The 26,149-nt window shown below is 61.1% G+C and carries 27 protein-coding genes and 2 pseudogenes; 6 read left to right on the top strand and 23 right to left on the bottom strand.

Annotation, left to right across the window (positions count from 1 at the left end):
• The first annotated feature begins 54 nt into the window (after positions 1–54).
• Together OKW26_RS10970 and OKW26_RS10965 are read left to right on the top strand one after the other, a co-directional pair.
• Positions 55–441: a nuclear transport factor 2 family protein gene (locus tag OKW26_RS10970; protein ID WP_184059839.1), complete on the top strand. Its 387-nt coding sequence runs from the start codon at positions 55–57 to the stop codon at positions 439–441.
• A gap of 37 nt (positions 442–478) precedes the next feature.
• Positions 479–787, top strand: a pseudogene (locus OKW26_RS10965) (DUF3772 domain-containing protein); the annotation flags it as partial.
• A 233-nt stretch (positions 788–1,020) separates the two neighbouring features.
• Here OKW26_RS10965 and OKW26_RS10960 read toward each other — a convergent pair.
• From OKW26_RS10960 to OKW26_RS10940, 5 genes are all read right to left on the bottom strand, one after another.
• Positions 1,021–1,767 (bottom strand): GntR family transcriptional regulator, encoded by a 747-nt coding sequence (locus tag OKW26_RS10960; protein ID WP_429353619.1) that lies wholly within the window; start codon positions 1,765–1,767, stop codon positions 1,021–1,023.
• A 36-nt stretch (positions 1,768–1,803) separates the two neighbouring features.
• Complete coding sequence (locus tag OKW26_RS10955; RefSeq protein WP_429353618.1) at positions 1,804–2,178, bottom strand: hypothetical protein; 375 nt, start codon at positions 2,176–2,178, stop codon at positions 1,804–1,806.
• Between the two features lie 20 nt (positions 2,179–2,198).
• The gene (locus OKW26_RS10950; RefSeq protein WP_429353617.1) at positions 2,199–2,477 is read right to left on the bottom strand and encodes a hypothetical protein; all 279 of its coding nucleotides are present in this window, start codon (positions 2,475–2,477) and stop codon (positions 2,199–2,201) included.
• A 112-nt stretch (positions 2,478–2,589) separates the two neighbouring features.
• Positions 2,590–3,189, bottom strand: a complete 600-nt coding sequence (locus OKW26_RS10945; protein ID WP_429353616.1) for a TetR/AcrR family transcriptional regulator — start codon at positions 3,187–3,189, stop codon at positions 2,590–2,592.
• Positions 3,190–3,572: 383 nt separating this feature from the next.
• Positions 3,573–3,962, bottom strand: a complete 390-nt coding sequence (locus tag OKW26_RS10940; RefSeq protein ID WP_429353615.1) for a putative quinol monooxygenase — start codon at positions 3,960–3,962, stop codon at positions 3,573–3,575.
• A 1-nt stretch (position 3,963) separates the two neighbouring features.
• Here OKW26_RS10940 and OKW26_RS10935 point away from each other — a divergent pair, with 1 nt between their 5' ends.
• Together OKW26_RS10935 and OKW26_RS10930 are read left to right on the top strand one after the other, a co-directional pair.
• Positions 3,964–4,284: a DUF4148 domain-containing protein gene (locus OKW26_RS10935; protein WP_429353614.1), complete on the top strand. Its 321-nt coding sequence runs from the start codon at positions 3,964–3,966 to the stop codon at positions 4,282–4,284.
• Positions 4,285–4,357: 73 nt separating this feature from the next.
• Positions 4,358–4,585, top strand: coding sequence for a hypothetical protein (locus OKW26_RS10930; RefSeq protein ID WP_429353613.1), 228 nt, complete (start codon positions 4,358–4,360; stop codon positions 4,583–4,585).
• A 131-nt stretch (positions 4,586–4,716) separates the two neighbouring features.
• On the opposite strand, the gene OKW26_RS10925 is transcribed toward OKW26_RS10930, so the two are convergent.
• From OKW26_RS10925 to OKW26_RS10860, 14 genes and pseudogenes are all read right to left on the bottom strand, one after another.
• Positions 4,717–5,733, bottom strand: coding sequence for an aldo/keto reductase (locus tag OKW26_RS10925; RefSeq protein ID WP_429353612.1), 1,017 nt, complete (start codon positions 5,731–5,733; stop codon positions 4,717–4,719).
• A 186-nt stretch (positions 5,734–5,919) separates the two neighbouring features.
• The gene (locus tag OKW26_RS10920) at positions 5,920–6,582 is read right to left on the bottom strand and encodes a DapH/DapD/GlmU-related protein (protein ID WP_429353611.1); all 663 of its coding nucleotides are present in this window, start codon (positions 6,580–6,582) and stop codon (positions 5,920–5,922) included.
• Positions 6,583–6,696: 114 nt separating this feature from the next.
• On the bottom strand, positions 6,697–7,479 hold the full coding sequence (gene phnE, locus OKW26_RS10915) for a phosphonate ABC transporter, permease protein PhnE (RefSeq protein ID WP_429354215.1): 783 nt from the start codon (positions 7,477–7,479) through the stop codon (positions 6,697–6,699).
• Between the two features lie 14 nt (positions 7,480–7,493).
• Complete coding sequence (locus OKW26_RS10910; protein ID WP_429353610.1) at positions 7,494–8,177, bottom strand: phosphonate ABC transporter ATP-binding protein; 684 nt, start codon at positions 8,175–8,177, stop codon at positions 7,494–7,496.
• A gap of 173 nt (positions 8,178–8,350) precedes the next feature.
• Positions 8,351–9,250 (bottom strand): phosphate/phosphite/phosphonate ABC transporter substrate-binding protein, encoded by a 900-nt coding sequence (locus tag OKW26_RS10905; RefSeq protein ID WP_429353609.1) that lies wholly within the window; start codon positions 9,248–9,250, stop codon positions 8,351–8,353.
• Positions 9,251–9,315: 65 nt separating this feature from the next.
• Positions 9,316–10,449: an alpha-D-ribose 1-methylphosphonate 5-triphosphate diphosphatase gene (locus OKW26_RS10900; protein WP_429290595.1), complete on the bottom strand. Its 1,134-nt coding sequence runs from the start codon at positions 10,447–10,449 to the stop codon at positions 9,316–9,318.
• Positions 10,450–10,952: 503 nt separating this feature from the next.
• Positions 10,953–11,904 (bottom strand): annotated as a pseudogene (locus tag OKW26_RS10895) (SMP-30/gluconolactonase/LRE family protein).
• A 37-nt stretch (positions 11,905–11,941) separates the two neighbouring features.
• Positions 11,942–12,820 (bottom strand): SDR family NAD(P)-dependent oxidoreductase, encoded by an 879-nt coding sequence (locus OKW26_RS10890; protein WP_429353608.1) that lies wholly within the window; start codon positions 12,818–12,820, stop codon positions 11,942–11,944.
• Between the two features lie 86 nt (positions 12,821–12,906).
• The gene (locus OKW26_RS10885) at positions 12,907–13,206 is read right to left on the bottom strand and encodes an NIPSNAP family protein (RefSeq protein WP_429353607.1); all 300 of its coding nucleotides are present in this window, start codon (positions 13,204–13,206) and stop codon (positions 12,907–12,909) included.
• Positions 13,207–13,262: 56 nt separating this feature from the next.
• A complete protein-coding gene (locus tag OKW26_RS10880; RefSeq protein WP_429353606.1) occupies positions 13,263–13,712 on the bottom strand; it encodes a CoxG family protein in 450 nt (149 codons plus the stop codon).
• 9 nt (positions 13,713–13,721) lie between these two features.
• On the bottom strand, positions 13,722–14,603 hold the full coding sequence (locus tag OKW26_RS10875; RefSeq protein ID WP_429353605.1) for an NAD(P)-dependent oxidoreductase: 882 nt from the start codon (positions 14,601–14,603) through the stop codon (positions 13,722–13,724).
• A 14-nt stretch (positions 14,604–14,617) separates the two neighbouring features.
• Complete coding sequence (locus tag OKW26_RS10870) at positions 14,618–16,972, bottom strand: xanthine dehydrogenase family protein molybdopterin-binding subunit (RefSeq protein WP_429353604.1); 2,355 nt, start codon at positions 16,970–16,972, stop codon at positions 14,618–14,620.
• Complete coding sequence (locus OKW26_RS10865) at positions 16,965–17,453, bottom strand: (2Fe-2S)-binding protein (protein WP_429353603.1); 489 nt, start codon at positions 17,451–17,453, stop codon at positions 16,965–16,967. The genes OKW26_RS10870 and OKW26_RS10865 overlap by 8 nt, the downstream gene beginning before the upstream one ends.
• 7 nt (positions 17,454–17,460) lie before the next feature.
• On the bottom strand, positions 17,461–18,333 hold the full coding sequence (locus tag OKW26_RS10860; RefSeq protein WP_429353602.1) for an FAD binding domain-containing protein: 873 nt from the start codon (positions 18,331–18,333) through the stop codon (positions 17,461–17,463).
• 592 nt (positions 18,334–18,925) lie between these two features.
• On the opposite strand from OKW26_RS10860, the gene OKW26_RS10855 reads away from it, so the two are divergent.
• Complete coding sequence (locus tag OKW26_RS10855; protein WP_429354214.1) at positions 18,926–20,338, top strand: DHA2 family efflux MFS transporter permease subunit; 1,413 nt, start codon at positions 18,926–18,928, stop codon at positions 20,336–20,338.
• A 174-nt stretch (positions 20,339–20,512) separates the two neighbouring features.
• A complete protein-coding gene (locus tag OKW26_RS10850; protein ID WP_429353601.1) occupies positions 20,513–21,031 on the top strand; it encodes a hypothetical protein in 519 nt (172 codons plus the stop codon).
• Positions 21,032–21,282: 251 nt separating this feature from the next.
• On the opposite strand, the gene OKW26_RS10845 is transcribed toward OKW26_RS10850, so the two are convergent.
• The 4 genes from OKW26_RS10845 to OKW26_RS10830 form a co-directional block, all read right to left on the bottom strand.
• The gene (locus tag OKW26_RS10845) at positions 21,283–22,086 is read right to left on the bottom strand and encodes a hypothetical protein (RefSeq protein ID WP_429353600.1); all 804 of its coding nucleotides are present in this window, start codon (positions 22,084–22,086) and stop codon (positions 21,283–21,285) included.
• Positions 22,087–22,262: 176 nt separating this feature from the next.
• On the bottom strand, positions 22,263–24,131 hold the full coding sequence (locus tag OKW26_RS10840) for a tetratricopeptide repeat protein (RefSeq protein WP_429353599.1): 1,869 nt from the start codon (positions 24,129–24,131) through the stop codon (positions 22,263–22,265).
• A complete protein-coding gene (locus OKW26_RS10835; RefSeq protein ID WP_429353598.1) occupies positions 24,128–25,123 on the bottom strand; it encodes a peptidylprolyl isomerase in 996 nt (331 codons plus the stop codon). The genes OKW26_RS10840 and OKW26_RS10835 overlap by 4 nt, the downstream gene beginning before the upstream one ends.
• Positions 25,012–26,130: a DUF2827 domain-containing protein gene (locus OKW26_RS10830; RefSeq protein WP_429353597.1), complete on the bottom strand. Its 1,119-nt coding sequence runs from the start codon at positions 26,128–26,130 to the stop codon at positions 25,012–25,014. Before OKW26_RS10830 ends, OKW26_RS10835 begins: the two co-directional genes overlap by 112 nt.
• Positions 26,131–26,149: the final 19 nt, after the last annotated feature.

Below are 26,149 nucleotides of genomic sequence, written 5' to 3'. Positions count from 1 at the left end.
GCCGGCACCGTCTCCGACAAGAGGTATCCATGCAGTATTTTTGGGGGATTTACGATGAAAGATGCGTCCATTCAGGCCGCCGTCGAGGCGCTGGAACAACAGCGCTGCGACGCCACGGTGGCTGGAGACCTGCTCAAACTCGCGTCGCTACTCGACGACGATCTGACGTTCGTCCATTCAGCTGGCTACGTTCATGGCAAGTCGGAGTATCTGTCCTTCCTTACCGAGAAGATCAAGGTGCGTCAAATCGTGCGTCCGCAACCGCTCGCGTATAGGTTCCTGCCAGACACCGTGATCACGACGGGCCATCTCGAGCAATCCCTGGTGCGCAGGACCGATGGATCTGAGCTCAACATTCGCGCGCTCATAACTGAAATCTGGGTCAAACGCGAGGGCGGCTGGAAACTGCTGCATCTCCATTCCGGGCGCTTGCCGGATTGACGCAGATCCCTATCTTGCCGTCCATCTCGGGGTAAGCCTGGACACCGATCCTGAACAGGTTCGCGAACTTATGCTGCGTGCCTATCAGGCGCACCCGTCGATTCTCGACCATCCGGCGCCATCCGTCATGTTCAGTCAACTGACGCCCGACGGCATTACGCTGAGCGTCACCGGTTATGTCCGCAGCCCCCGGATCACAGGGGATATCAAGAGCGATCTGCTGTTCGAAATCCTCAAGCGATTACGTGCGGCGAAGATCCCACTGTCGAAGCCGCAAACCGTTATGGTCGGGAATCTGGATGACCAGAGTCGCGCCGCCTTTGCCACAACCAGCTTATCGGTCTAGCGTCCCCCGGAGCAGGAACGAGCCGGAGGTCAAGAAACCAGGCGGGATCAGCGCGTTTTCGTCGAAAAATCCGGCGGCATAGTGCGTCCAACTCACGCGGTCCGCTCGGACTAGTAATGCTTCTCGGACTGCAGATCGTCGATCACTAATGCGAAAAGCATGCCAGCACGCGAGTCGCCCGCTCATGCGCGCCAGATAGGGTTTCGCACGGCCCGGTACGCGCGGCGATGTCGCTACCTGGTGCCCCGCAACCTGGGTGGTGCATAGGGGACCGCATTCGGCCCCATTGCAGTGCGGGCGCGTTGCAGGCGCTCGCCCGTCAAGGTGCGCACCGCAACGCGGCTACCCTCGATATGGCGCGCGATCAACGCAACGCTACGATCCGTTTCGCGACAACGAATCGCATCGAGGATCGCGACATGTTCGTCGTAGGTTTCGTCGATGCAGTCGCCGTACACGAGATCGAGCCGCCGCACGACCCGGATGCGATCGGTCACGCGCTGCATCGCATTGGTCAGCTCGGCGTTATCGGCGGCCTGCACGAGGGCGTGATGAAATGCTTCGTCGAGCGCGACCATCTCGCGGCCGTCACGCCGACGATGAGCAGGCGGGATCTTCCAGATTTGCTCGAGCTGACCGAGCATCTGTGCGACGCCTTCGGAAAGCTCTCCTTCGGCACTCGCAAGCTTCGAGACCGCAAAGGTTTCAATCAGCTTGCGCATTTCGTACAGGTCTTCGAAGCGCTTGAAATCGACCGGCACGACTTCCCAGCCGCCGCGCACATAGCCGCGCATCAGGCCGTCACTTTGCAGGCGCTGCAAGGCCTCGCGCGCAGGCGTGCGGGACACGCCGAAGCGCTCGGCGATGCTGCCTTCCGTCACGCGGTCGCCGGGCAGCAGGCGCATATCGAAGATATCTTCGCGGACACTGACATAGACATGATCAGCCCGCGAGGGGGGAATGCCGGTGATGTCGTTCACGCTTGGAACCTGAGTTGGCGAGTTTCGGGGCTGAGATTATTGTCCGACCCGAACGCGCCATGTCAACACGCGATGAAAAAACCGGCATCGCACGGACATCAGCCGCGAGCGAAATACGCCTTTACAGCCGACAGAAACGTATCGATGTCCGCGCGCCTGCAGCGCGGACGATTTCGATTGAATTGAAAATCGGGTTATGCCGCCACGCGCTCTCGAGTAGCTGCTGGCGAGCGAAAGCGCCGGGTTGCGCGCAGTGGCATCGCGCTGCTGTGGGTTGGGCGATTTCAGTTCCGAGCCGCGTTCGGACCCAACGGAGAAAAGATTGACCGCTCCCAGGAGGTTTCGTGCTTGCCGGTTCAAGGCGTCCACGGCGGCGCCCGATTGCTGGACGAGCGCGACGTTCTGTTGCATGCCGTGCTCCAGGCTTGCGATCATCTCGCGGACCTCGCCGATCTGAAGCGCTTGCTGCTGACGCGCGTCATGGATTTCGCTCCGCGTGCCCCTTCGGTGTCGCCGGAGGTTTGCCGTGCAATCACCTCGTCGATAAACGGCGTGGCCTTGTTGCCCGCCTCGATCACGCGCGAATAGATAGCGCGCTCGGCTGCGGTGATGTCGGTGCGCTGCGCGTAGACGACGGCAAGCGGCTTTGCCGCCTCGTCATAATCCGCCGCAAGTTGAAATGAGCAACCGCCACGGCGCCTGCGCGGCAACGCAGTTCAATTTCGTAGGTTTATATCGTCACCTGACGAGTTGCGCTGGAGACGACTCGGACGATCGCAGCGATAACACCGGCGAGCCGCCCGGCGCCGACTCGCAATGCGTTTATAGCGCAGGCAGCAGGCTCGGCAGGCTCGTCAGGAAGGCGCGCACGTGCATGGCAATCACCGCTTCGGCGGGCATGCTGTTTTCATTCGAATAGATGCGGCGGCGAATCGCCAGATGAGACACGGCGCCATGTAACAGCCAACCCACTTCGCCCAGTTGAGCCGGGTCGGCGGGCACGCGTAGACCCAATTCATACGCGGTCTCCGTGACGATGATCTCGAGCGCATGGCTGACGATCGCGTTCGTATAGGCCGGCGCCGTGTGCAGGCCCTCGAGCGACGAATAAAGGAAGAGCCTCAGCCAGCGGCGCGTCAGGAGCGTGTCATAGTACTCGCAATAAAAGCGGTTGAGTCGGCTTTCAATCGGCACACTTCGGTCTTGCAATTGAACAAACCAGATTGCGTCGAAGATTCCGACGACTTCCCGCTTGTAGACTTCATCAATCAAAGCGGCCTTGCTCGGGAACAGGCTATATAACAAGCGTTGCGATACGCCGCAGGCTTCCGCGATGGCGCGGGTCTGTGCGCCGAGACCATGCTCCGCGAAATATTCCGCGGCCTTCTCCAGCACGCGCGCCTGACGCTCGGCACGCGGCAAACGCTGCGGCGCTTTTTTCATCGGCCGCTTGACCGCCACGCGGTCGACGCCGGTTCCACGGCTCGGCTTCTCGATAGTCCCTTTGGTCTTCATAGCTCCCTACGCTCTCGGATCATAGCTGTTATCATCACCTGACGATTTACGTTTTGATAAAGTATACGCCCCGGACGTGGGCGGCAGTCCCGCGCTGCCCTGCGTGACCCTCGCATTATCTCAGCCGTTGCGAAGCGAGCGTCGTCCTTGCTGCTGCCAACTAACCTGGAACCGGATGTTCGTCCATGTCCGCGTTGCCACGGAGGCATCGTGATGGGAGTCGGCGTGACGGCGCCCGCATTGGCATCGAATCCCGCCCAGCCGATGGCGGGTCGCCACGAACGCTCTCTTTAGCAAGCCTGAAGCACGTTGATGACGCGGCTCACGAGCAACGGGCGCGTATTGTGTCCATATTCGGCCATATGCGCGGAGGCCCCGTGCGCCCTCAACGCTTCCGCGCTTTCCCAGCGCTCGATGACAGCGAACGTGTCCTTGCCGAGCGGTGTCTGAATCGTCCCGAACTCAGGTACGTCGATGACGGCCTCGTAGCTGATGCACCCCTCTTCGGCCAACACCGCCGGCCGGTTCTTGTTGAAAAGTGCCAGCACGGCTTCGCGTTGACCGGGCTGTGCGGTAATTGTGGCAATGACATGGATCATCCGGGTACTTCTCCTTTTCTGTTTCGGCGCCGATCGCCGCGTGAAATCATAGCCGCGTTTGCGTACGTTTGCCGATTTCACCGTGAAGACTCTGATCTATGCAGCGTTGGTTGCCAGCGCACTCGTCGTCCCCGCAGTCTCCTTTGCACAGGACGTCACTGCCCCGCTGACGCGCGCCGAAGTGCGCGCGGACCTGATGCAAGTCGAACAGGCCTGGTATCGCCCGAGCGCCAATGACTTGCACTATCCAACCGATATTCAGGCTGCGGAGGCCCGCATTCACGCGCAGGATGCCACGACGCCGAGCAGCATGGCAGTTGGCGGAGTGTCAATGAACGGCTCCTCGCAGTCGGGTGCGCCGTCGACGCCCGCAGGTACTCGCTCGATCTACTTTGGTCGCTGATGCAACTTCATGTGCATGTCATCGTGAATCGTCGCTTGACTCTCGACCTAAAGCGATCTTCATCGAGAGGTAAGTGACGATCATCCTGAACGATATGACTGTAGGTTACCTCGATGTCGTGCAGGCGCAGACCGTCGCACTCAAAGCACAACGCAGCGTGCTCGATATCCAGACACGCCAGCTAAGTGCCAACGTGCAACTGCTGCATGCGCTGGGCGGCGGATGGTCGAGCGATGAACTCGCCCAAGTGGCTGCTACGCCGGCACTCGTCGCGACAACGATGGCGCACGGCGCAAATTGAAGGCCTGCACAGGGCACAACCGGGAGGGGTGACCCGGTTGCGCACGCTGTCGAAAGCACGCGTAGCAGTCCGATATGGCGGAACCTCTTCGGAATGCCGCGACTCTGGAAATTCCCCTGCGCGTGTCCGGCTTACGAACCGTGACGGGGAATCCGCCCAAAGAAAAGATGCTTGGGATCATTGAACCCGGGCGTCGAAGGGTGGCCCGTAGTGACGAGCGAGTCGACGAAGTTTTCGTCTTCGGCGCTCAGGCGATAGCTCAAGGCTGGCAGATAATCGTCCCATTGCGCCGCGGTGCGTGGTCCGGCGATGGTTGAACTGATATAGCTGCTGTTGAGCACCCACGCGAGTGCGAATTGTCCCGCACTCAATCCACGCGCCTCTGCATGCTCGCGAACGCGCCGTGCCAGCTCCAATGACTCGGGCCGCCATTCGGCCTGCTGCAAGCGGCGGTCGCCGCGCCCTGCCCGCGTATCGGCCGCGGGCGTCACGCCCAATTCGTATTTGCCGGTCAGCACGCCGCGAGCGAGTGGGCTGTACGAAATCACGCCGAGGCCGTAACGGTGCGCGGCTGTCAGCTGTTCGGCCTCGGCCTGCCGATTCGCGAGGTTGTAGAGCGGCTGACTGGCTACCGGGGCAGCGAGACCCAGTGCCTGGGCGGTATGACTGAATTCGGCGATCTTCCATGCGCGATGGTTCGACAGGCCGTAGTAGCGCAATTTGCCGGCCTGGACCAGATCATTTAGCGCGCGCACCGTTTCATCGACCGGCGTGTCGTGATCTTCAGCGTGGAGGTAAAGCAGATCGATGTAGTCCGTCTTCAGGCGCTTGAGGCTGGCCTCAACGGCTCGCACCATGTGTTTGCGCGACGCGCCGCGCGCATTGACGTCACCATCGCCGAATGGACTGGCAAATTTGGTCCCCAGCACCCAGCGATCGCGCCGGGCGGCGATGCAACGCCCGACGACACGCTCCGATTCACCGCCAGCGTAGACGTCGGCGGTATCGATCGAGTTGACGCCTTGTTCATGCGCCTGGTCGACGATGCGTGCCGCGGTTGCTTCGTCGGTCGGATCGCCGAACAGCATCGTCCCAAGCGTCAGCGTCGAAACCTTGAGGCCGCAGCGGCCAAGTTGGCGAAATTCCATATGAGACTGTTCCGTCAATTTGAAGGATCTAACCTGGGAATTCCACGTGACACATCCATAGATACGGGCACGTCGAGACCAGGTGATTGAAGCAAGGACAGTTGGCGCCTTGGTCTGTGCACGCCACATTAGAGGCGTGCAAGGCTTGGCGACCCGTCGCGGAGAAACGGCCGCTTGGCCATTCATTCACTTTTGCCCGTCGTACTTCTCCACGAACTCGGCCGCCGTGAGCCCACGAAAATCGGCCAATGCCGCGTCAATGCGCTCGGCGCTCCAGTCCCACCAGGCTATCTGCTGCATGCGCTCCGAGGTGCGCGCGTCGACGCGAAAACGCAGCACCCGCGCCGGCACCCCGACGACGATGGCGAACGGCGGTACGTCCTTGGTCACAACGGCTCCTGAGCCGACCGCGGCGCCAGTGCCGATCGTCACGCCGGGCATGATGATGGCATCGTGGCCGAGCCACACGTCGTGACCAATCTCGACCGGCTCCTGGGCCCGCCACTGGAAGATGTCGACGTCGTCGTCGAGAGACAATCCGTACGATCGTGAGCGATAGGTAAAGTGATGGTGGGTCGCACGCCACGAAGGATGATTGGGCGGGTTGATGCGTACGCCGGTGGCGATATTGGCGAACTTGCCAATGAGTGCGTGGGCGATCTGATTGTCACCCATCGCATAGCCGTAGTCGCCGATGACGGATTCGGCGACATGGCTGCGCGGACCGAGATAGGTGTAACGGCCAAAGTCGCTGGCGCGAACTACCGCCGTTGGGTGGATTTCCGGATGCTCCGACAGAACGCGACCGAGCGCCCACGGATCGACGCCGACGCCATGATTGATCAACATATCGATTCTCGTGCTTCAATGATAAGGAGAGCCTTGGGCCGCCGGCTGCGCACTTCCCATGACGATCGCGCCAGGGCATGTAGAGCGACGGCGACGCAGGTGAGCGGCCCGCGTTCAGGTGACACGGCTGCGCAGGTAAGCGGAAACGCGTTCGGCACAGACGACCAGGACGAAGGTGGCGATCAACAGGAACGACACCGTCTGGTACTGGAACAGGTTCATTGCAGTCAGCAACTGGAAGCCGATTCCGCCTGCTCCAACAAAGCCGAGCACGAGCGACGAGCGCAGGTTTTCGTCGAAGCGGAACAGCCCAATGCCGAGCAGCGAGGGCAACACGCCCGGCACGACAGCATGGCTTAACACCTGCAGGCGCCCCGCACCGGTCAGCGTCAACGCTTCGACGGGGCCCATATCCATGTCTTCGATTACTTCCGCGAACAGCCGCCCAAGCATGCCGACCGAATGGACCGCAAGCGCAAGTGCGCCCGGAAACGGCCCCAGCCCGACCGCCGTGACGAACAACAGTGCCCAGACCAGATCGGGCACTGCCCGGGTGACGCCGATCAGCGCGCGCGCGGCGTAGTACAGGGGCAGCGCCGGTGTGACATTCGCGGCCGCCAGAATCGACAGCGGAAAGGCGAGCAGCACCCCGAACACCGTGCCGAAAATCGCCAGGTCAATCGTTTCGAGAACCGGCCACAAGTTCGGGACGAACTGATCGAACGCCGGCGGCAAGGCGCGCAAAATAATGTCGACCATACCGTGGGCACCGGTGACCAGATCCTGCGGACGGGCCTGGACGACGATCCACGCCTGCACAAACAGCGCGAACAGCACGACGGCGGCACACACCGACCAGATGGTCCGGCCGCCCGACGAGCCCGTCGATGCGCGCATTTCAAGAACCTTGCTCATGACGCCTCGGCCAAATAAAGGCTCGCGATCTGTTGACGGGAGACGGCCGACGCCGTCCGATCGAATTCAAGCAGGCCGCCGCGCAGACCGATCAGTCTGTCGGCATATCGCGTCGCCAGTTCGGGCTGGTGCAGTACGCACACCACCGCGAGACCGTCCTCGTCGGCGAGGCGGCGCAGCAGCCGCATGACTTCGTCGGCCGCTTCGGGGTCCAGACTGGCGACCGGCTCGTCGGCGAGCAAGACGTGAGGACGTTGGGCCAGCGCACGGGCCACCGCCACGCGTTGCGCCTGTCCGCCCGAAAGCGTGCCGGCGCGCTGGCGCGCCAGATGCAGCAAGCCGACCTCGTCCAGATAGGACAGCGCCGGATCGATCTCCTCGCGAGGCACCCGGCCCAGCGCGGTTGCCAGCGTCCGGTGTCGGCCGAGCGCGCCGCAGCAGACGTTCGCCAGCACGCTGCGCCGCTTCACGAGATTGGCGTTCTGCGAGATCAACGCAAGCGGCAGACGAGCCTCACGCAAAGCTTTGCCGGACAGTGCGGCGAGATCGCGCCCAGCCACCTCGACCGACCCGGCGGTCGGCCGATTCAGTCCGACCACGCACTTCATGAAGGTCGACTTGCCGCTGCCATTGCTGCCCAGCACCACGACCAGCTCACCGGCGCGGACCGACACATTCATGCCGCGCAGCGCAGTGTGGCCATTTGCGTAACGCATCGTCAGATCACGGACAGCCAGCTTTACGCCGGGCCCACGCGTCGTATGGAGTGCTGTTCCGGGTAGGCTCGACACGCCGGCTGAAAACCGGCTCGCCGAATCTATCGGGACGCCACCCGAGGTGCTGGACAGAGTGCTCACAGTTTTGCCAGGTCGATGTGAAGAGTCGAAACCAGATCGCGGATCTGGTTATAAGCGGCGTCCGTTTGCGGCACCGTCTTCAGCTCCGGGTTCTGGTTCGATGCCAGGAACTTCTGATCGGCTTCCGGTAATTGGCGTAGATCGAGCGAACTCAGCACACTGGCCAGACGGGCCTTGAAATCCACCGGCAAATCTCCGCGCACGGCCAGCGGGTCGAGCGGAATCGGTTCCGATTTCCACAGCGTCACGTAAGCCGCAGGATCGAATTCGTTGTGTAGCTTGGCGCTGGCGATTTCTTCGCTGTTCAGCTCCCCCGCTTCGACCTTGTGGTTGCGCAGCGCCTCGAACGACGCCGTGTGGCTGCCCGCGTAGACCGCTTTTACGCCCTTGTCCGGATCGATGCCGTTCTTGCTCAGTCCGAAGGCGGGAAACAGATGGCCGGACGTCGACGCCGGATCGGCGTAAGCGAACGAGCGACCCTTGGTGTCGTCCAGCGTCTTGATGCCCGAGCCGGGCCACGTGACGATGGAGGCGTAGTAAGTGGCCGGCTTGCCCTGCTCGCCGGCGAACGTGGCGACGGCTTCAGCGTGCGCGACCTGGTGCGCGAGCACGTAGCCGAGGGGACCGAATTCGCCGAATTCGAGCTTGTTGTTGCGCATTGCCTCGATCTCGGCGTTGTAGCTGGTCGCGACGTAGAGTTGCACCGTGCAGCCGAGCTTGTCGCCGATCATCCTGGCGAGATCTGTATAGACCGGCAGCATGCGCTGAGCCGATTCGTAAGGTTCGACACCAAAGCGAATCACACCATCGTTCGGACACGTACCCGCTGCATGTGCGGTAACGGAGACAAAACTCACGGCCAGAGCTGCTGCAGATAAAAAGTTGGATACCTTCATATTTTCCTCAATTTATGTTTCGTACAGACCAGGCGACTCAACAACGGATTGCTTTGTTCCGGGCATCAGACAACGCGCTCGCCTGCCCGATACGTCGCGCGGGGGACAGGCAGCGCATCGTGCATCCGCACGCGCACAAAATCGGCACGCAAACCGGGGGCGATGGCGCCGCGGTCGTCCAACCCCACTGCGCGCGCGGGTTGCGCGGATACCGTTGCCATCGCGCGCGGCAGCGTCCAGCCGGCCTTGCCGACCAGTTCGAAGGCGGCAGTCAACAGGCTCGAGGGCACGTAGTCCGATGACAGGATGTCGAGCAGTCCGGCTTGCGCAAGTTCGATTGCCGAGACGTTGCCCGAGTGCGATCCGCCTCTTACGACGTTGGGCGCGCCCATAATCGTTGCAATGCCGTGTTCGCGCGCGGCTTGCGCGGCGATGCGGGTGGTTGGGAATTCCGCCAGGACGATGCCTTCGGCCGCTGCCTGTTCAACATGCTCGATTACGGTGTCGTCGTGGCTCGCCACCGGCACGCCGAGCTCCATGCAGCGCGCAACGATCTCGCGACGGTGCCGGTCGGCGAAACGTTCCTGTCCGTCTGAAAGCTCAGCAATCACTGCGGCGAAGTGTTCGTCGGTCAATTTGCCGTGCCGTTCCTGCCAGCGACGCCATTGATCCCGATCGTGCCATTGGCGCTGGCCCGGCGTGTGATCCATCACCGAAGCGAGCCGCAGCAATGGATGTGTGCACAGCGAATCGAATACATTCACGACGTCGGGGGCGGCGATTTCGCAGCGCAGGTGGAGGAAATGCTCGGCACGCAGCAACTCGCACGCGGACAGGCGCGCGAGTGCCTCCACGCACTGCGTCTGAAGATCCCGGCTGTGCATGTCGACGTCCGAACGCGCGCCGATCCTGAGCGAGTCGAATACGGTTGTGATGCCCGCCGCGGCCACCTGTGCGTCATGAATCACCAACGCCGCGTCGATATTCCATCTCACGCCCGGCCGCGGCGCCAGATGCTTCTCGAGATTGTCTGTGTGTAGTTCGACCAGGCCCGGCAACAGATAGTCACCGTTCCAGTCTTCGGCTTCGGCCGCCGACGTCGTGCCCCGTTCAAGATCGACAATGACGCCGTTTTCAATCCGCAAGGTTCCCGTAAATTCCTCGTCCCGCGTGACGACGCGAGCGTTCCTGATCAGCATCGACATGCTCCGTATGTGTGTCGGCTTTAGCGTGCTGCTGTACGACGCAGCGTTGGTCGTGATTCGACGCGATGAGTCGTGCTGTTGCGTTTGCGATCTCGGCGCTCCGCCCGGCAGAAAGCGACGCTCGTGCTTCATGGGCGTTTCCTGCCGGCCCAGAAAGCGCTTGCTAGTGGTGTCTTCGTCTAAACGTCTAGATGTTTAGGGAAAGATCCAACCAGCCGATTCCGCGAGCACGACCGTAATGGGTTCATCACGGCCCGCGCTCTACCATGCATGACTGCGAATTCATTTCACCCGACCGGAATGACAAGACCATGACAGCGACCGACAACAAACACCGAGCGTTTCAATCGAGCGCGGAGTAGACGTTGTAATGGAGCGGCAGATCGAACAGATTCTTGATTGACGAGGTGGTCACGGGCATCGCAAGTGGACGCCATTCGTCGTCGATGAGCATCGAGGGCAGTCGCAATGCTGAAGCTGGCTGCCTCAACACTGGCTCATGTTGGGACGGCCGTCTTGGCATCCACGTCAAGCGCGTAGAGCGACTGGCCGGCGGCCATGAACAGGCGGTTGTGCGCAGCGCCGCCAAAGCACAGGTTCGCACAGCGTTCAGGCAGCGCGATGCGGCCGATGGCCTCGCCGTCCGGTGCGAACACCATCACGCCGTTCAATGTCGGTCCTGTACCCCAGCCGGCCCACAGGTTGCCGTCGGTGTCGCAGCGGAAGCCATCCGGCGCGCCGTGCTCGCCGCCGTCGACAAAGATGCGGCCGTTGACGAGGCGTCGGCCATCCTCGACGTCGTACGCCCGGACGCGTCTTGGCGTGGATCCGGACTCGACAATGTAGAGGCGGCTTTCATCCGGCGAAAAACAAAGGCCGTTCGGATTGGCGATGTCGCCAGCGACGATCTCTGCTTCGCCGGAGCGCGGGTCCAGGCGGTAGACCTGGGTTGGCAGTTCGGCCTCCCCCCTGACACCCCCGTAATCACTCAGAATTCCAAAGGTCGGGTCAGTGAACCAGATGCTGTCGGCGCTCTTGACGACGACGTCATTGGGCGAGTTGAGCCGCTTGCCGTCGAAACGGTCCATGAGAATGGTCAGGATGCCGTTGTACTCGGTGCGCGTCACCCGGCGGTTGCCATGCTCGCAAGTGATCAACCGCCCCTGGCGGTCACGCGTGTTGCCGTTGGCGAGACCTGACGACCTGCGAAACACCGCAACCGCACCGGTTTCTTCATCCCATCGCATGATGCGGTTGTTCGGAATATCGCTCCATAGAAGGTAGCGGCCGTCGCCGAACCCACACGGGCCCTTCACCAAAGCGCATTCCAGTCGCGAGGCGCTCCACTGCGGCATGGGTAATGCGATATTTCAGAAAGCGCGGATCGAGGACCTCCACCGACGGATCGGGATAGGTTTCGCTCTGTCGCCACCCTGGAATCTCTACCATCTCCCATCTTCCACTTACGATTTGCGGGGCGGGCAAGTCAGTCGTTCTTCCGGATATACGCTGCGAACGCCTGCTCGTAGTCCGGATGCCAACGCGATAGCGCCGGGCGATTCTCTACAATGTCTCCCGCAGCCCAAAGGATGCGTCGCTCGTCGAGGGAGCGAGGCACATCGTTGTCGGGGCACAGAATGTAGAAATCGCCGGCACCCAGTCGCTCGATCATGAAATCGACAGTCTGCTCGGGCGTCCAGGCGGCGGCCGGTTTCTCGGTACGACCTTGAGCGGCAAGCTCCGTAAACACAAAGCCAGGGATCAGCAAATGCGCGCTGATCCGGCAGCCCGGCGTATTGCGCAACTCGTGCTGCAGTGCTTCGGTAAACGCCTTCAGGCCGGCCTTGGAGACGTTATAAGCCGGGTCGCCGGGCGGCGTCGTGATGCCCTGCTTCGAACCGGTGTTAATGACGAGCCCCGGGCGTCCGCGCGCGATCATCGCGGGCACGAAGGTCCGAGTGCCACGAATGACACCCCATAGGTTGACGTCGAGCACCCGCTCCCAGTTAGCGGCCGCGCCGAACATGGCGCTACCCGGTTGAATCCCCGCATTGTTCATGAGGATATCCGTGCCGCCGAAGCGATCCCGAACGGCTGCTTCGAGGCGGACCAGGTCTTCGATGCGGCTGACGTCCGTCTCGACGGCCAGTACCTCCTTCGCGCCTTCAGCAGCCACGCTGGCAATCGCCTGCGCCGCATGCGCCAGGCGGTCCTCACCCAGATCCGCAATGCACACGCGAAGCCCGAGCTGCGCGAACCGCTTCGCAGCAGCGAGTCCAATGCCGGCAGCGCCGCCTGTCACGACGGCGACGGCGCCGGGAGTGAAAGTAAAGTGTGTCATCAATAGTCCTTTCTGATACGTCATAAAACGTCGGCCCGCCACCTCACAAGCAGACCGCCAAACGGCAGGTACGTCGACAGGTCGCGCGGCCGGGAAATTCGTCACTCACCTCAGTCCATCGGGCAAAACGGCACTGGCGACAGGAACACCGATTCCTGATGGACGAGATACGGCAGGATGCGCGGCGTGAAAGCTTGCCAGCGTGGATCGGCTGCGAGTTTCGCGCGCTGCGCTGCCCGATGCGCGTAGTCCTCGTAGCCCCAGCAGAACACGATCGAGTTCAACGTGCCTGAGTCCTTCGTCCAGCAACCCTTGAGCCGGGCGTACTGACTGATGATGCCGAGCCCTTCGCGCTCGTAGATGTCCAGGAACTCGCCTGTCTTTCCCGCCGTAATCTGATATGTACGCATTTCTACCAACATGGTTCCCTCTGTTTCGATCGGTACTCTCTCGCAGCACACCGTCGTCAGACCGCGTGGCTTTCGACATGCGCCTTCAGCGCGCTGAAGAACTCATCGAGATTCTTGCTCGCGGCGGACTGAATCAGGCGCGACCCCACGCTCATCAGCTTCCCGCCAATCTCGACGTCAGCGTCGTACACCAGCACGGTCGTATTGCCTTGCGCTTCAAGTTGCAGGCGCGCAGTGACTTTGGCGAAGCCCAGCGCACCTGCACTGCCCATACCGGCAATCGTATAGGCCCTGGGCGGATCGAGATCCGACAATTCGACGTTGCTTTTGAAGGTCGCCGCCATCGGGCCGACGCGAATCTGCACGGTCGATTCGAAATGCAGGTCGTCGAGTCTCTTCAGCGCTTTGCAGCCAGGCAGGCATGCTTCGAGTACTACGGGATCGTTCAATGCGCGCCATGCGGCTTCAGGGGGCACGGGCAGGATGGTTTGATCTGTCAGCTTCATCGCCGCCGCTCAGCGCTCGTAGAGTTTGAACAGCGCCTGCGTGCCGTTGCGCGCGCAGCCCCGCTCGGCCAACTCCTGGTACATTACGCGCACCAGTTCCAGACCCGGCAATTCACGTCCCATGCTCCGCGCTTCCTCGTGCGCAATCCGCATGTCCTTGATGAAATGCTCGATGAAGAAACCGGGTGCAAAATCGCCCTTGGCAATGCGCGGCCCCAGGTTGTTCAGCTGGAATCCACCCGCCGCGCCTCCGCCAATCGCGCTCAATACGGTGTCGGCGTCCAGCCCGGCGCTGTGCGCATAGGCGAGCCCTTCGCACACGCCCACCATTGTCGATGCAATGACGATCTGATTGCACAGCTTCGTGTGCTGACCCGCACCCGGGCCGCCTTGCAGGACGATGTTGGTGCCGAGGCAGCGCAACATCGGTTCCACGCGTGCGAGCACAGCGCGTGCGCCGCCGACCATGATCGACAGGCGCCCTTCGCGCGCACCGATGTCGCCGCCCGATACCGGCGCATCCAGCATGTGCACCCCGCGCTCAGCGGCGAGCGCGGCCAACTCTTCGGCCAGTTTTGGACTCGACGTCGTCATGTCGACCAGCACCGCATCGCGCCGCGCATGCGCGACCAGACCGTCGTCGCCCAGATATAGGGTGCGGACGTCCGCGGGGGTGCCGACAATCGTGAACACGACGTCCGATACTTCGGCGAGCGCCCGCGGGGTCGCTTGCCATGTCGCGCCGGCCTCGATGAGCGGCTCAGCCTTCGCACGCGTACGGTTATAGACATGCAGCGGATAGCCGGCGGCGGCGAGCCGCGAGGCCATCGAGAAACCCATGATGCCAAGGCCGATAAAGCCAATCGCGGGTTTGCCTGTAGATTGATTCATGATGGTTGGTCCCTTCAGAGTTTGTCGCGCAGCAAGTCGCGCAATAGCATGGGAGTCAGTGGATGACGGTCGGCAACGACGCCAAATGGCGCAAGCGCATCATTGACCGCGTTGGTCAATGCGCCGATCGCTCCCATCACCCCGCCTTCGGCCATCCCCTTGATGCCGGCCGCCGTCGACTTGCCAGGCGTATGCAGCGGGATGATCTCGAAGTTGGGCAATTCAGTTGAAGTAGCGATCAGGTAGTCGGCGAGTGAGCCGGTCACGTTCTGTCCTGAGTCGTCGTAACGCATCTGCTCGAACAGCGCGCCCGACAGTCCCATCGCCACGGCGCCATGCTGCTGCCCTTCCACCACGGTGGGATTGAGCAGCGTGCCGCAGTCTTCCGCGATGACGTAACGCGCGATACGGATTGCGCCGGTCAAGACGTCCACCTCGATCTCGCATCCATGAGCCGCATTCGAATAGGTCATGGCCGGAGGGTCGTAAGTCAGGTGAAATTCGAGGCCCGGCGTCAAACCTTGCGGCAACGCGGTGGGATCCAGATACGCACGGCGGGCGACGTCGGCGAGCGTCAACCCCGTGTCGATCCACTCGTCCGCGCGACGACGCTCGATTCTCGCGTCGATCAGGCGCAGCGACTGCTCGTCAGGCAAACCAAGGCAACCGGCGGCGATCGCGAGAACCTTGCGGCGTGCGTCGAGTGCGCACAGGTAAAGCGCGCCGCCGCCTGCCGTGCCGCTGCGGGCGCCACGACTGCCCATACCGTATGGTGCGATATCAGTGTGGCCCATATGAATGCGCACGCTCGACGGCGGCACGCCCAAGCCCTCCGCCACCGCGTTGGCCATCGCGCTTTCATAGCCCTGACCACTGGGCCCTAGACCGACCGACGCGTTCACCACCCCGCCTGGTTCGATACGGATCCAGCTTGCCTCGTGCCCCGAACCGGGAATTCCCGCAGCCTTATAGAAGCGCGAACCATACGTGGTCGGTTCGACCACGTTGCACAGGCCAAGCCCCAGGTAATGGCCATCTGCGCGCGCCGCCCGCTGGCGCTCGCGAAAGCCCGCGTAGTCGAGCGCCGACAGCAAGGCCTCGAACGTCTGGGTCGGCGTGATGTCGTCCAGACATTCTCCCGTAGCAGTGCGGTACGGCAGTTCTGCCGGACTCAGCAGGTTGCGCCGGCGTACCTCGACCGGGTCGAGTGCCAGTTCCCGCGCGATTGCATCCAGCGTGCCGTCCATCACCCAGCTGGTGACGGACATCGGCGCGCGCATCGGTGCATTGCCACATTTATGACTGAGCACGACCTTCACATCGAAAGCGTAGTCCTGCAGCCGGTACGGTCCGCTCAGGATCATCGCAACGACGCGCGCCAGATAGTTGGCAGGAAAGAAGCAATAGGCGCCAAAGTCTTCGCGGAGTTCGAGTTCGAGAGCGAGCAGCGTGCCGCGCTCATCGACCGCCGCGCGGGTGCGGCAGAAGTCCTCACGTGAATTGGCGGCGGCCGTCAGGTTCTCGAGGCGATCCTCACGCCAGCGCACGGGCCGTTTCAATTGGCGAGCCAGCGCAGCAACCGTCAACTCTTCGCGGTACAAGGCGATTTTCTGTCCGAACGCTCCACCGACATCGGGCGAAATCACGGTCACCTGAGACTCGTCGAGCTTGAGGCGCTGCGCCAGTTGAGTGCGCAAAGGATGTGGCACCTGCGTTCCAATATGGAACGTCAGGTGGTTCCGTCCGGCGTCCCAGACCGCTGCACAGCCGCGGGTTTCGATCGGCACATGGGTCTGGCGCTGCTGCTGGAAGGTCGCTTCGACTACCCGGAAGGCCCGGCTGTTGGCGCGCTCAGGGTCGCCATGCACGTAGGTCTGGTGCGAGACCAGGTTGCCTGGCACGGCCGGGTCGACTTGCGCCGCGTTGGGTGCAAGCGCCCGCCACATGTCTGTCACCACGGGCAGCGGTTCGAACTCGACGAGCACCTGCTCGGCGGCGTCTTCAGCGAGGTACCGATCCGTCGCGACGACGCAAGCCACCAGATCGCCCTGAAAACGCACTATGTCCACTGGCATCGTCGCAAATTCGACGGGCTTCAGTCCTTCGACGGGTGGTGCGACACGGAACGGCGTCGTCCACTGCGCGAGCTCCAGGCCCGTGATGACGGTGACGACGCCGGGCATTGCGGCGGCGCCGTGAATATCGATGGAGACGATCCGCGCATGCGCGTGCGGCGAGCGGACAAAGCACACGTGAAGGACACCGGGTATCTCGATGTCGTCGAGATACCGGCCATAGCCGGTCAGCAGCCGATAGTCTTCGGTGCGAGGCGTCGCTTTGTTGAAGTAACGAAACGTCTGCTCAGCCATCGACCGTCTCCGCGCGCATCCGCTCGGCCGCGAGCAGGATCGCCCGCACGATGTTCTGATATCCGGTACAGCGGCACAGATTGCCCGACAGCACCTCGCGCACCTGGGCCTCGGATGGCCACGGGTTCTCGCGCAGGTACGCTTCAAATGTCATGACGATGCCGGCCGTGCAGAAACCGCACTGCAGACCGTGGCACTCATGCAGCGCCTGTTGGAGCGGCGACAGACGACCGTCTTGCGCTACCGCCTCGATGGTCGTGATCTGCGCTTCATCCATCTGCACGGCGTAAGCCAGACATGAGCGTGCCGGGCGGCCATCGATCAACACGGTGCATGCGCCGCACACACCGTGCTCGCATCCGACATGCGTGCCCGTCAGCCGGCAATCTTCGCGCAGCACATCGGACAATAGCTTGCGAGGCTCGCAATGCACATCATGGCGCGCACCGTTCACACTCAGATAAATTGCTGTCTTTTCCATGAACGGCCTAATCGGGTTGCGTAACGCCGGCGGTTATCCGCTGCAATGCTCGCGCGATGAGCGCCTTGACGAGATCGCGCCGATACGCGGCGCTAATACCTGGCTGATCGTGCACCTCGACGGCGTTTGCGACTGCCTCGGCAATCCTGCCGACGCTCGGCGCATCGGCGGTTTCGCCGACGAATCCCGCAGCGAGGTCGTCAAGCACCAGCGGCACATCTGCCACACCGCCTACGCCGATCCGCAACGAGGCGAACCTGTCATCCGCGAGCACGGCGGTGACAGCGCAAGCCGCGATCGCGAAATCGCCGTGCCGTCGGCTAAATGCTTCGAAGGCATGCCGCTCGCCGGACAACGCCGTCGGAAAGCGCACCGTGCGAATGATTTCGTCAACCGCCAGATCGGTGGTCATCACCGCGATCAGAAACTGTGCCGCCGACACCTCCCGGCTGCCGGCCGGCCCGACAATCTCGATGCGTGCGCCTAGCGTGCTCGCAATGAGCGGTAATTGCGCCGCGGGGTCCGCATGCGCGAGACTGCCGCCGAGTGTCCCGCGCTGTCGGATGGCGTAATGTCCGATCGTCGCCGCCGCTTCAGCCAGTAGCGGGCAAGCAGCGCGTACTGTGTTGCTGGTGGCCAGCTCGTGATGGCGCGTCATGGCGCCGACCGCTAGCGTATCGGGTTCAAGCGTGACGCCCTTGAGTTGAGGCAGCGCATTCAGATCGACCAGGTGCGCCGGTTGCGCGAAGCGCATATTCATCATCGGCGCGAGGCTTTGTCCTCCGGCGATCAGCTTGGCGTCAAAACCGTGAAGAGCAAGAAGCGACAGCGCGTCGTCGAGCGTGCTCGGCCGGTGATACGAAAATGCGGCGGGTTTCATATGCCTTGCGCCCGCGGACTCAGGCCGCAATTCCGGGCGAAGACCGGCAACCCGCGACAGCCCCCGTCCGCCGGTAACCGAGGCAATCGACGTCGGCCATTCCCGATTCGCTTGACGCTGCTCATGAGTCGCTCCAGCCGCGCGTGCGGCGCTGTTCACCCCGTTGGATAGCTACTGCTTCAGCCATCGCATTGGCAACGAGGATATCGCCGATAAATTAAATCGTCAATTGACGACTACATTTCCATGAACAGGCTCGACGTCGATCCAGCATGCAAGCTCGTGTATTTGCCTGTTTGTAAGGGAAATCGCGATGTGGCGTTTTTTTATCGGCCGTTTGATCGGCGCCATCCCTGCCTTCATGCCCCTCCCTTGTGAACGGGTTTTTCAAATACGTCTTCACATGACGACTTATGATTTGATAGAGTACATCGTCCGCAAGCATGAACCGGTGTCGCCATGCTCCCGGTCTAGCCATGCACTATCTCAGTGCCATCGCGAAGCGAGCTTCATCTGTGACTGCCGGCATCGGCAAACACCCGCGCCAGGGCGTTTGCGAGTCTGCCACTCAACCCGTATCGGTTCTCCGCTCATGTCTTTGTCAAGCCGTCAATCGGTCGTCATTGCGTTGATCGTCGCCAGTGCCTATTTCATGGAGAACCTGGACGCTACGGTGATTGCGACGGCGCTGCCCCACATGGCCGCTACGTTCGGCGTCACGCCCGTGAGGTTGAGTATCGGCATGACCGCCTATCTGCTCGCGCTCGCGGTTTTCATCCCGATCAGCGGCTGGGTAGCGGATCGCTTTGGGCAACGCTCTGTGTTCGGTAGCGCCATCGTCGTGTTCACGGGCGCCTCGATACTTTGCGGACTCAGCAACGGTCTCGTCGAATTCACAGTCGCGCGGATCCTGCAGGGACTCGGCGGTGCAATGATGGTGCCGGTAGGCCGGCTCGCGGTGCTGCGCAGCACTGAGAAGCGTCACCTGATGCGCTCGATCGCCTACATTACGTGGCCCGGGTTGGCCGCACCGGTGCTGGGTCCAGCGCTGGGCGGCTTTATATCGACCTATTTCAGCTGGCGGTGGATCTTTTTGCTGAACGTACCGATCGGTCTGCTGGGTCTGGTGCTGACCGCCACGTTCATTCCGAACTACCGCGAATCCAGCCGCCGGCCGTTCGATGTGCCCGGATTCGTGCTTAGCGGAGTCGCGCTAACCTGCCTCATGTATGGCATGGAACTCGTTGGGCAACCATATGGCGACTGGCACATCACGGTCGCGGCCCTGACGGGTGGCGTGGTCGCCGCGGCCTTCGCGGTACGGCATTTCCGGCGTGCCGAACATCCGCTGATCGATCTTGCGCCGTGGCGAATCCCGACCTTTCGCGTCACCCTCGAAGGAGGTTCGTTGTATGTCGTCTCGGTCAGCGTTTCGCCCTTCCTGTTGCCGCTGTTCTTCCAACTCGGTTTCGGGCTGAACGCGTTCGCCGCCGGTTTGCTCGTGCTCGCTTACGCGGCCGGCAATCTGGCCATGAAGACCGTCACCACGCCCATTCTCAAGCGCTTTGGTTTTCGCAAGGTAATGATCGTGAATGGCCTGCTCACTGCCGCCACCATCGCCCTGTGCGCCCTACTCTCGCCGGACACGCCACGCACGCTGATCATGCTGGTGCTGCTGATCGGCGGGCTATGCCGATCGATGCAGTTCACCAGCATCAACACGCTCGCATTCGCGGATGTGCCGCCAGCGCGGATGAGTTCGGCGAGCACGTTTTTCAGCATGGTCCAGCAGATGACCATCGGTCTAGGCATCGCATTCGGTGCGATCGCGCTGCATGCTGCAGTCCTGATACATGGCGGCCACGCGCAGCTTTCGCTCGCTGACTTCCGGGTCGCGTTTCTGCTTGTCGCGGCGTTGGTACTGATCTCCATACTCTACTTTATCGGCATCGAACCCGACGCCGGCTGCGAGGTTAGCGGCCATGCGCAAGCCGCATCGCAGTAGTGCGGAAATTGTATCGAGCGCATTGACGGCTACCGGTCCAAATTAAACAGAGAGAGTCCGTGCAGAATGACCCGGGTACGCCGCTCACCGCTGCGCATCTCACGCTGCGCCAGGTCGGCGCTACGCAGTAATGTGGAGGGATGCGATCAGCTTTCCGGAAGGTCCCGAGCGAGTTTGGCAGAACCATTTTTCGAAGAGCGTAAGAAGAATACGACGGGGTTGCCTTCAATGACGGAAATAACCGCCGTAGTCAGCGTCAGGATTGCGGATATCACGCGTCTGACCCACATATTCGGCGAGGAATCGACTCAACAGGCTCTCACTCAGTTCGGCGAGGAAGCAACGGCTTTGCTAAAGCGATTGCTGGCTCAGCATGAGGTAATTGACCGATATCGTTCTGATGTCGACGGACATTGCTCTGCGTGTTTCCGTGTGCTGTCGGGAGGCTTGCCGCGTGATGCCAGCGAAGCGGCGCAGGCCATAGAAAAGGCAGGGCGTCATCTGATTCGCGAGCGGCTACCTGCTATTTTTGGCGGCGGGACAGGCGCCCGGATCAGCTACGGTCTGTCGGTGTTCGTTTTGCCTTCCGAAGCAATCTCGGGAGATGCCAAAGCATGTTGGCTTCAATGGACGAAAGATCGATCGAGGTTCCAAACCAAAAAACCAAGGCGGAAGACCGCCGCTTCCTGCTGAGCGGAAACTCGTTCAGCGTTCGATCCGGCTGACCGCCTCACAGTGGGCAAAAGTCGATGCATACGGCCTATCCTGGCTGCGCCAGCTAATCGAGCGCGCCAAACCACCAAAAAGATTGCAGGAGCCTGGAGAACAGACGCCTGACGATTGATCCAAAAAAGAGTCGGCGAGGCGAACAAACCTCGCCGACCGAAAATGCCCCGGCTTTACGAGGGTCGCCGGGACAGGAGGGCCAAACCTTGATTAAAAAATTACTTGCTGCTCGCGACGCGCACGCCTGACGAGACAGGACCGGATACCCCCGAACTACCGTGCTGCGTCGAATTTGCCAGCTGATTCACGAAGGAAACGACTTCCGGCCAGTGATAGAATTTCGCCCACGCGAAAGCCGCGATCAGTACCGACGCCGTAGTCAGCGCGAACACTTTCCACGTGCGCCGTGGTCGCGGTTTTTCGTCTTTCGCAGCAGCGAGTGCTGCGGCAATTGATGAAGACGGTTTGATCGTGCTCGTGAAGCGGATATCGTTGACGAATACCTTTCCGGCTTCGAAGCGGTTGTGCGACGGAATTTGCGCCAGTTGCTGCGCCGGTTTTGCTTCTGCGCTCACGCGTGGCCGCTGCGGTTCGAAGTCCGCAGCTACAACCGCGAGCCGCACCGATACCCTGTCGAGAAAAACCTGCACATCTGGTTGCAGGTAGCCGAGCGCATCTATCGATCCTTCGTTCAGATGGTCCGCAATCGTCGCAAGCTGCGACGCGAACAGCCCCGGCAATTCCGAAATATCGGCCTGCTCGATCAGCACGTGATGTTTGATTAATCCGCCGAGAATCGCGGCGCAAATGCATGTCAATGCGCACGTAGCCTGCGCCGGTACGCCAATTTGCGTGGCGACGTGATCACTCAGCACGCTCGCATCTCTGCCGGTCGCGCGAGCCACGAACGTGAAGCCCGCGTGTTCAAGCTCTTTCAGTTGACCGGTCGTATCGACCAGCTTTGCGCACTCGTCGTCAATGCGCGGGTTGATATCGCGCGACATCAACGCGCCGAATACCATGACAGTTTCCTCGCGCCCTTCCGATGATCGCGCAGCAAGCGCGGCAATCAGAATCGATCCGGCACGGCTGAAAACGTCCGCGATTGCGGGCGCAGGCAATCCGACTTTCATCGCGATTTTTTCACGAACGATATCGTCAGCGCACGCACCCAGTGCGGTGGAAAGATTGATCCGTTTCAATGCAGGCTCCCCGTTGCCTTTTCTGTTTGCTCAACCTGCGTTTCGTGACTGAACGCGAGCAGGGCAAGATCGCGCGTCAGCGCTTCGAAAACAGGCGTCCAGTCGCCGTATGTGGATTGGCGGTAAAGGCGCGTGTTTGCGTACCACGGACTATCCGTGCGGTCCGTCATCCAGACCCAATGCGGATTAACGTCGAGCAGGACCCACGTAGGCACGCCCAGGCCGCCCGCCAGATGCGCAATCGACGTGCACACAGTGATGACGAGATCGAGGCCGCTGACGACTGCTGCTGTGTCGTCAAACGATGACAATTCCGCAGCCGGATTTGCGACAGTCAGGCCCGCGCCGCGCAGATGCTGCACGTCCGTTTCCGCGTCCATCTGCAGATTCACGAACGTGACATGGCTCATGCCTGCAAAGGCGCGTGCGTAATTCAGCGGATCGACCGAACGCAGTCCGTTGCGCTGATGGGTTTTGCTGCCGCTCCACACGAGGCCAACACGCAATTTCCGGTCGTTCGGCAGATACTTGCTCCACGTCTGGACCTTCTGCGGATCGGCTTTCAGATACGGTTCGTCGGGCAAATCGTTGAGCGTCACACCGAGTAGAAAAGGCAGACTGCCCACGGGCAAATGAAAATCGAAATGCGGCAGCGGACGCTGGTCGTGCGGAATGATTGTCGGCACTTCATCACCGAGGCTGCGTGCAAAAAGCATTTGCAGACTGCTGAAACAGCAATAAACCAGCTTGCCGCCCTGCTGTTCCACGAATTCAGCGACAGCCGGGACAAAACGCACAAACTGCAATGCATCGCCGTGCCCCTGCTCGCCCCAAACGAAAATCGTTTTACCCTTCAGCGCTTCGCCGTTCCAACGTGGCGCGGGGATATTCGGCACGACATCACGCAGTTCCGGCGAACCGCTCCAGCGCGCCTCGTGATTTCGCCAGCCGTTTTCGTAGTCGCCGAGCAGCAATTGCAGCATGGCGATAGTCCAGATCAGCGAAGGATTTTCCGGATTGAAGCTCAGCGCCCGCTGCGCGATTTCGAGTGCGCCGGAGAACTGTTGCAACTCGCGCAGCACGTACGAATATGTCTGCAACGCGCTGACGAGATTCGGCGCGAGCGCGCATGCCCGTTCGGCTGCGACCAGGCTGTCATTGAGCTTGCCGGTTTTGAGCAGCACAGACGCAAGATTTGTCCACGCCAAGGCGTGATCCGCGTCTTCAGCAAGTGTCGCTTCGAAAAGCTGACGCGCCTCGTCGTACCGGGTCAATTCGAGATAGGCAGCGCCGAGGTTGTTGCGCAGCATCGGCAATTTCGTGTTCAGGCTGAGGGCCTTCTGGTATGCATCGAGCGCCTGCGCATGGCGTCGCGTCTGCTGATACGCGAGCCCGAGCCGAAACCAGTTCCCGGCATCGGCGCCGAAATGCTCACAAAGAATGATCGCGATATTGATGGCGTCATCGCCCCGCCCCATGCGCGATGAAGAATCGAACCAGTCGATGAGCCACACGTCGCCGCGTGCGCCGGTATTCCACGCGCGCTGAAACCATTCCTGCGCATCGGCATCGTTGCCGAGCCTGATCGCCACGCGCGCACGTTCGACAAGCGCGTCTACGTTGTCCGGTTTGATGCTGAGTGCCTTATCGAGCAGTTGCTGTGCTTGCATGAGCCGCCCACGCAGAATCATCAAGCGGCTGCACGCGATCAACACTATCGGCTCATCTGACTCCATCGCGCGCTGCGCATCGAGCAGTCGTGACGCGCCAATCAGATCGCTGCGCGTGATTTTATTTTCGACATCACCGAGCCATTTCATTTGCGCGTCCGTCATTTGCTTCCCCGTCACTTGTGTCAGCGTCATTTCGATGCGCTCCGGAAAGTCTGTTGCGGACGGATGGCCGATTTCTCCGCAAGCCGACCAATCAGCCCTGCAAAAGCGTCATCGTTCTTTTTGCCCTGCATCGCTTTGCGCATCGGTTCGCGCGCTTCGTCATAAGACGGAACCACCGTAGCGCGTCGATCATTGAGGCGCGCAACGATAAAGCTGTCGCCGACGCGAACAGGCGTGCGCGTGATTTCGCCGGTCTTCAACGTCGCGATAACATGCGCGAGCGGCACCGGCACACCTTGCGTGTGACCTTCTGTGATCGGAGTTTTGAAGCTGACCCATGCCGTTTGCGCAGCACTCGCCTGCGTGCGTGCAGCGACCTGATCAAACGAATCGCCGCTCTGAAGCAGCATCAACGCGAATCGTGCTGTCGGCTCATCGGCAAACACCATCTGACTTACCTGATACTGATACGGCCCAAGTTCGCTGATGATTTCGTTATAGCGTTGGCGCACCTCGGCATCCGTGACCGGTTCAGCAGACAGATGCCGCGCAACGTACAGCCGATTTTCGGTATCGATTTTCGCTTTCTGCATTGCGGCGCGAACCGGTTCCGTGTTGCCCAAGCCTTCGCGCTCCGCTGCCTGACGCAGCAATTCACGCGCAACGAGCCCTTGCAGAATTTCCGGTCGCATCGTTTCGGGACGGCCTGTCATCGCTTCCTCTAATTCGACGCGATGGACGGCCACGCCGTTGACCGTCGCCACGGCATCATCAGAAGCTGCGAGCGCCGTCGGCACGTGAAGTCCAGCCGCGACGATTGCCAGAACCATCAAACCCGTCACGCGCGGAGTACGTACGTTTTGCATGTGTGTTTTCCTCATCTGTGTTTTTTTCACGTGTGGTTTTCTGGTTAGGCCGCGACTAGCGCCGCGAGCAATTCGTCGTAACGGGCAATAAGCGGTTCGTGCGTGGCAAGGAAAGGTTTGATCGCTGCGCGCTGACGGGTGCGATACGTTTCCCAATTGCCGTTATGGTTTTTGATCGCCTGCACAAGCTGCTGCGTACCTGCATCCAGATCGCTTTCCGGATAGAAGTACCCGACTTCCTTGCACAGATGCGCGTTATGCACGAGCGCATATCCGTTCCAGGCCGCATCGAAATAGAAATAGTTCAGCGCGAGGCCCCATTGATGCGACACGACGATATCCGTGTGCTCAGCCAGAAATTGCGGCGTGTCATGACGGCCAACGAAGCTGACCTTGCTGTCGCGCACCAGGTCCAGGTAATGCGCGATGCCGATAAATTCAGGACACGAGCGCGCCAGATGTTCAGCGTTCGTCACGTGCACGTAGCCGAGTTTTTCGCCAACCTGTCGATATGCACTTTCTGCAATCAGCAGCGGATTCAGGCAGAACTTCAGCACGTCGATATTCGGTTCCATGATCGATATGCGTGCAGGCCCCTTACCCGGCCTGTATTCGCCTGCGAACGGCATTTCGTTCGTACGCATGTTGTTGCACATCGAGTCCCACACGAAAGGCACAGGGACGACTTTATGACGCCGCAGCACGCCGAGAAAGCCTGCGCTTGTCTCCATCACCTGGGGAATCGCCCAAACCTGGTCATAGTTCTGGTTGATGAAAACGTGATCGGTCAGACGCCGCCCGAAAATCATCGCCTCAGTCATCTGCACGCATTCAGGCCCGCAGCAGTAGCTAACGATCTTCGTACCACGTGTTTTGAGATAGGCCGTCTGCTCGTTGCTGATCTGGCCGCCCAGTTCGATCAACACATCGAGACTGTCTTTTGCATCCGCGAACGCACGTGTCGGGAAGCGGTTCAAATCCCACGGCAGCGCGGAAGTAACGGCCACGTTCGTTGTGTTGACGAGCGTTACCTCGTGACGCAGCGGCGAATGCCGAAACAGCTTCGCCAGATACAGCGCGTTCTGCTTGATGCCGTTGACCCACAGACTTTCAGCTTCGTGGTGAAGCCCAATCGTGATACCGATTCGTAATTTTCGATTCATACTTCCCTCCTACTTTTTA

The organism is Paraburkholderia sp. 32, from assembly GCF_050435345.1.
Taxonomy (GTDB): Bacteria; Pseudomonadota; Gammaproteobacteria; order Burkholderiales; family Burkholderiaceae; genus Paraburkholderia; species Paraburkholderia tuberum.
This window is presented reverse-complemented; position numbering and strand designations above follow the sequence as displayed.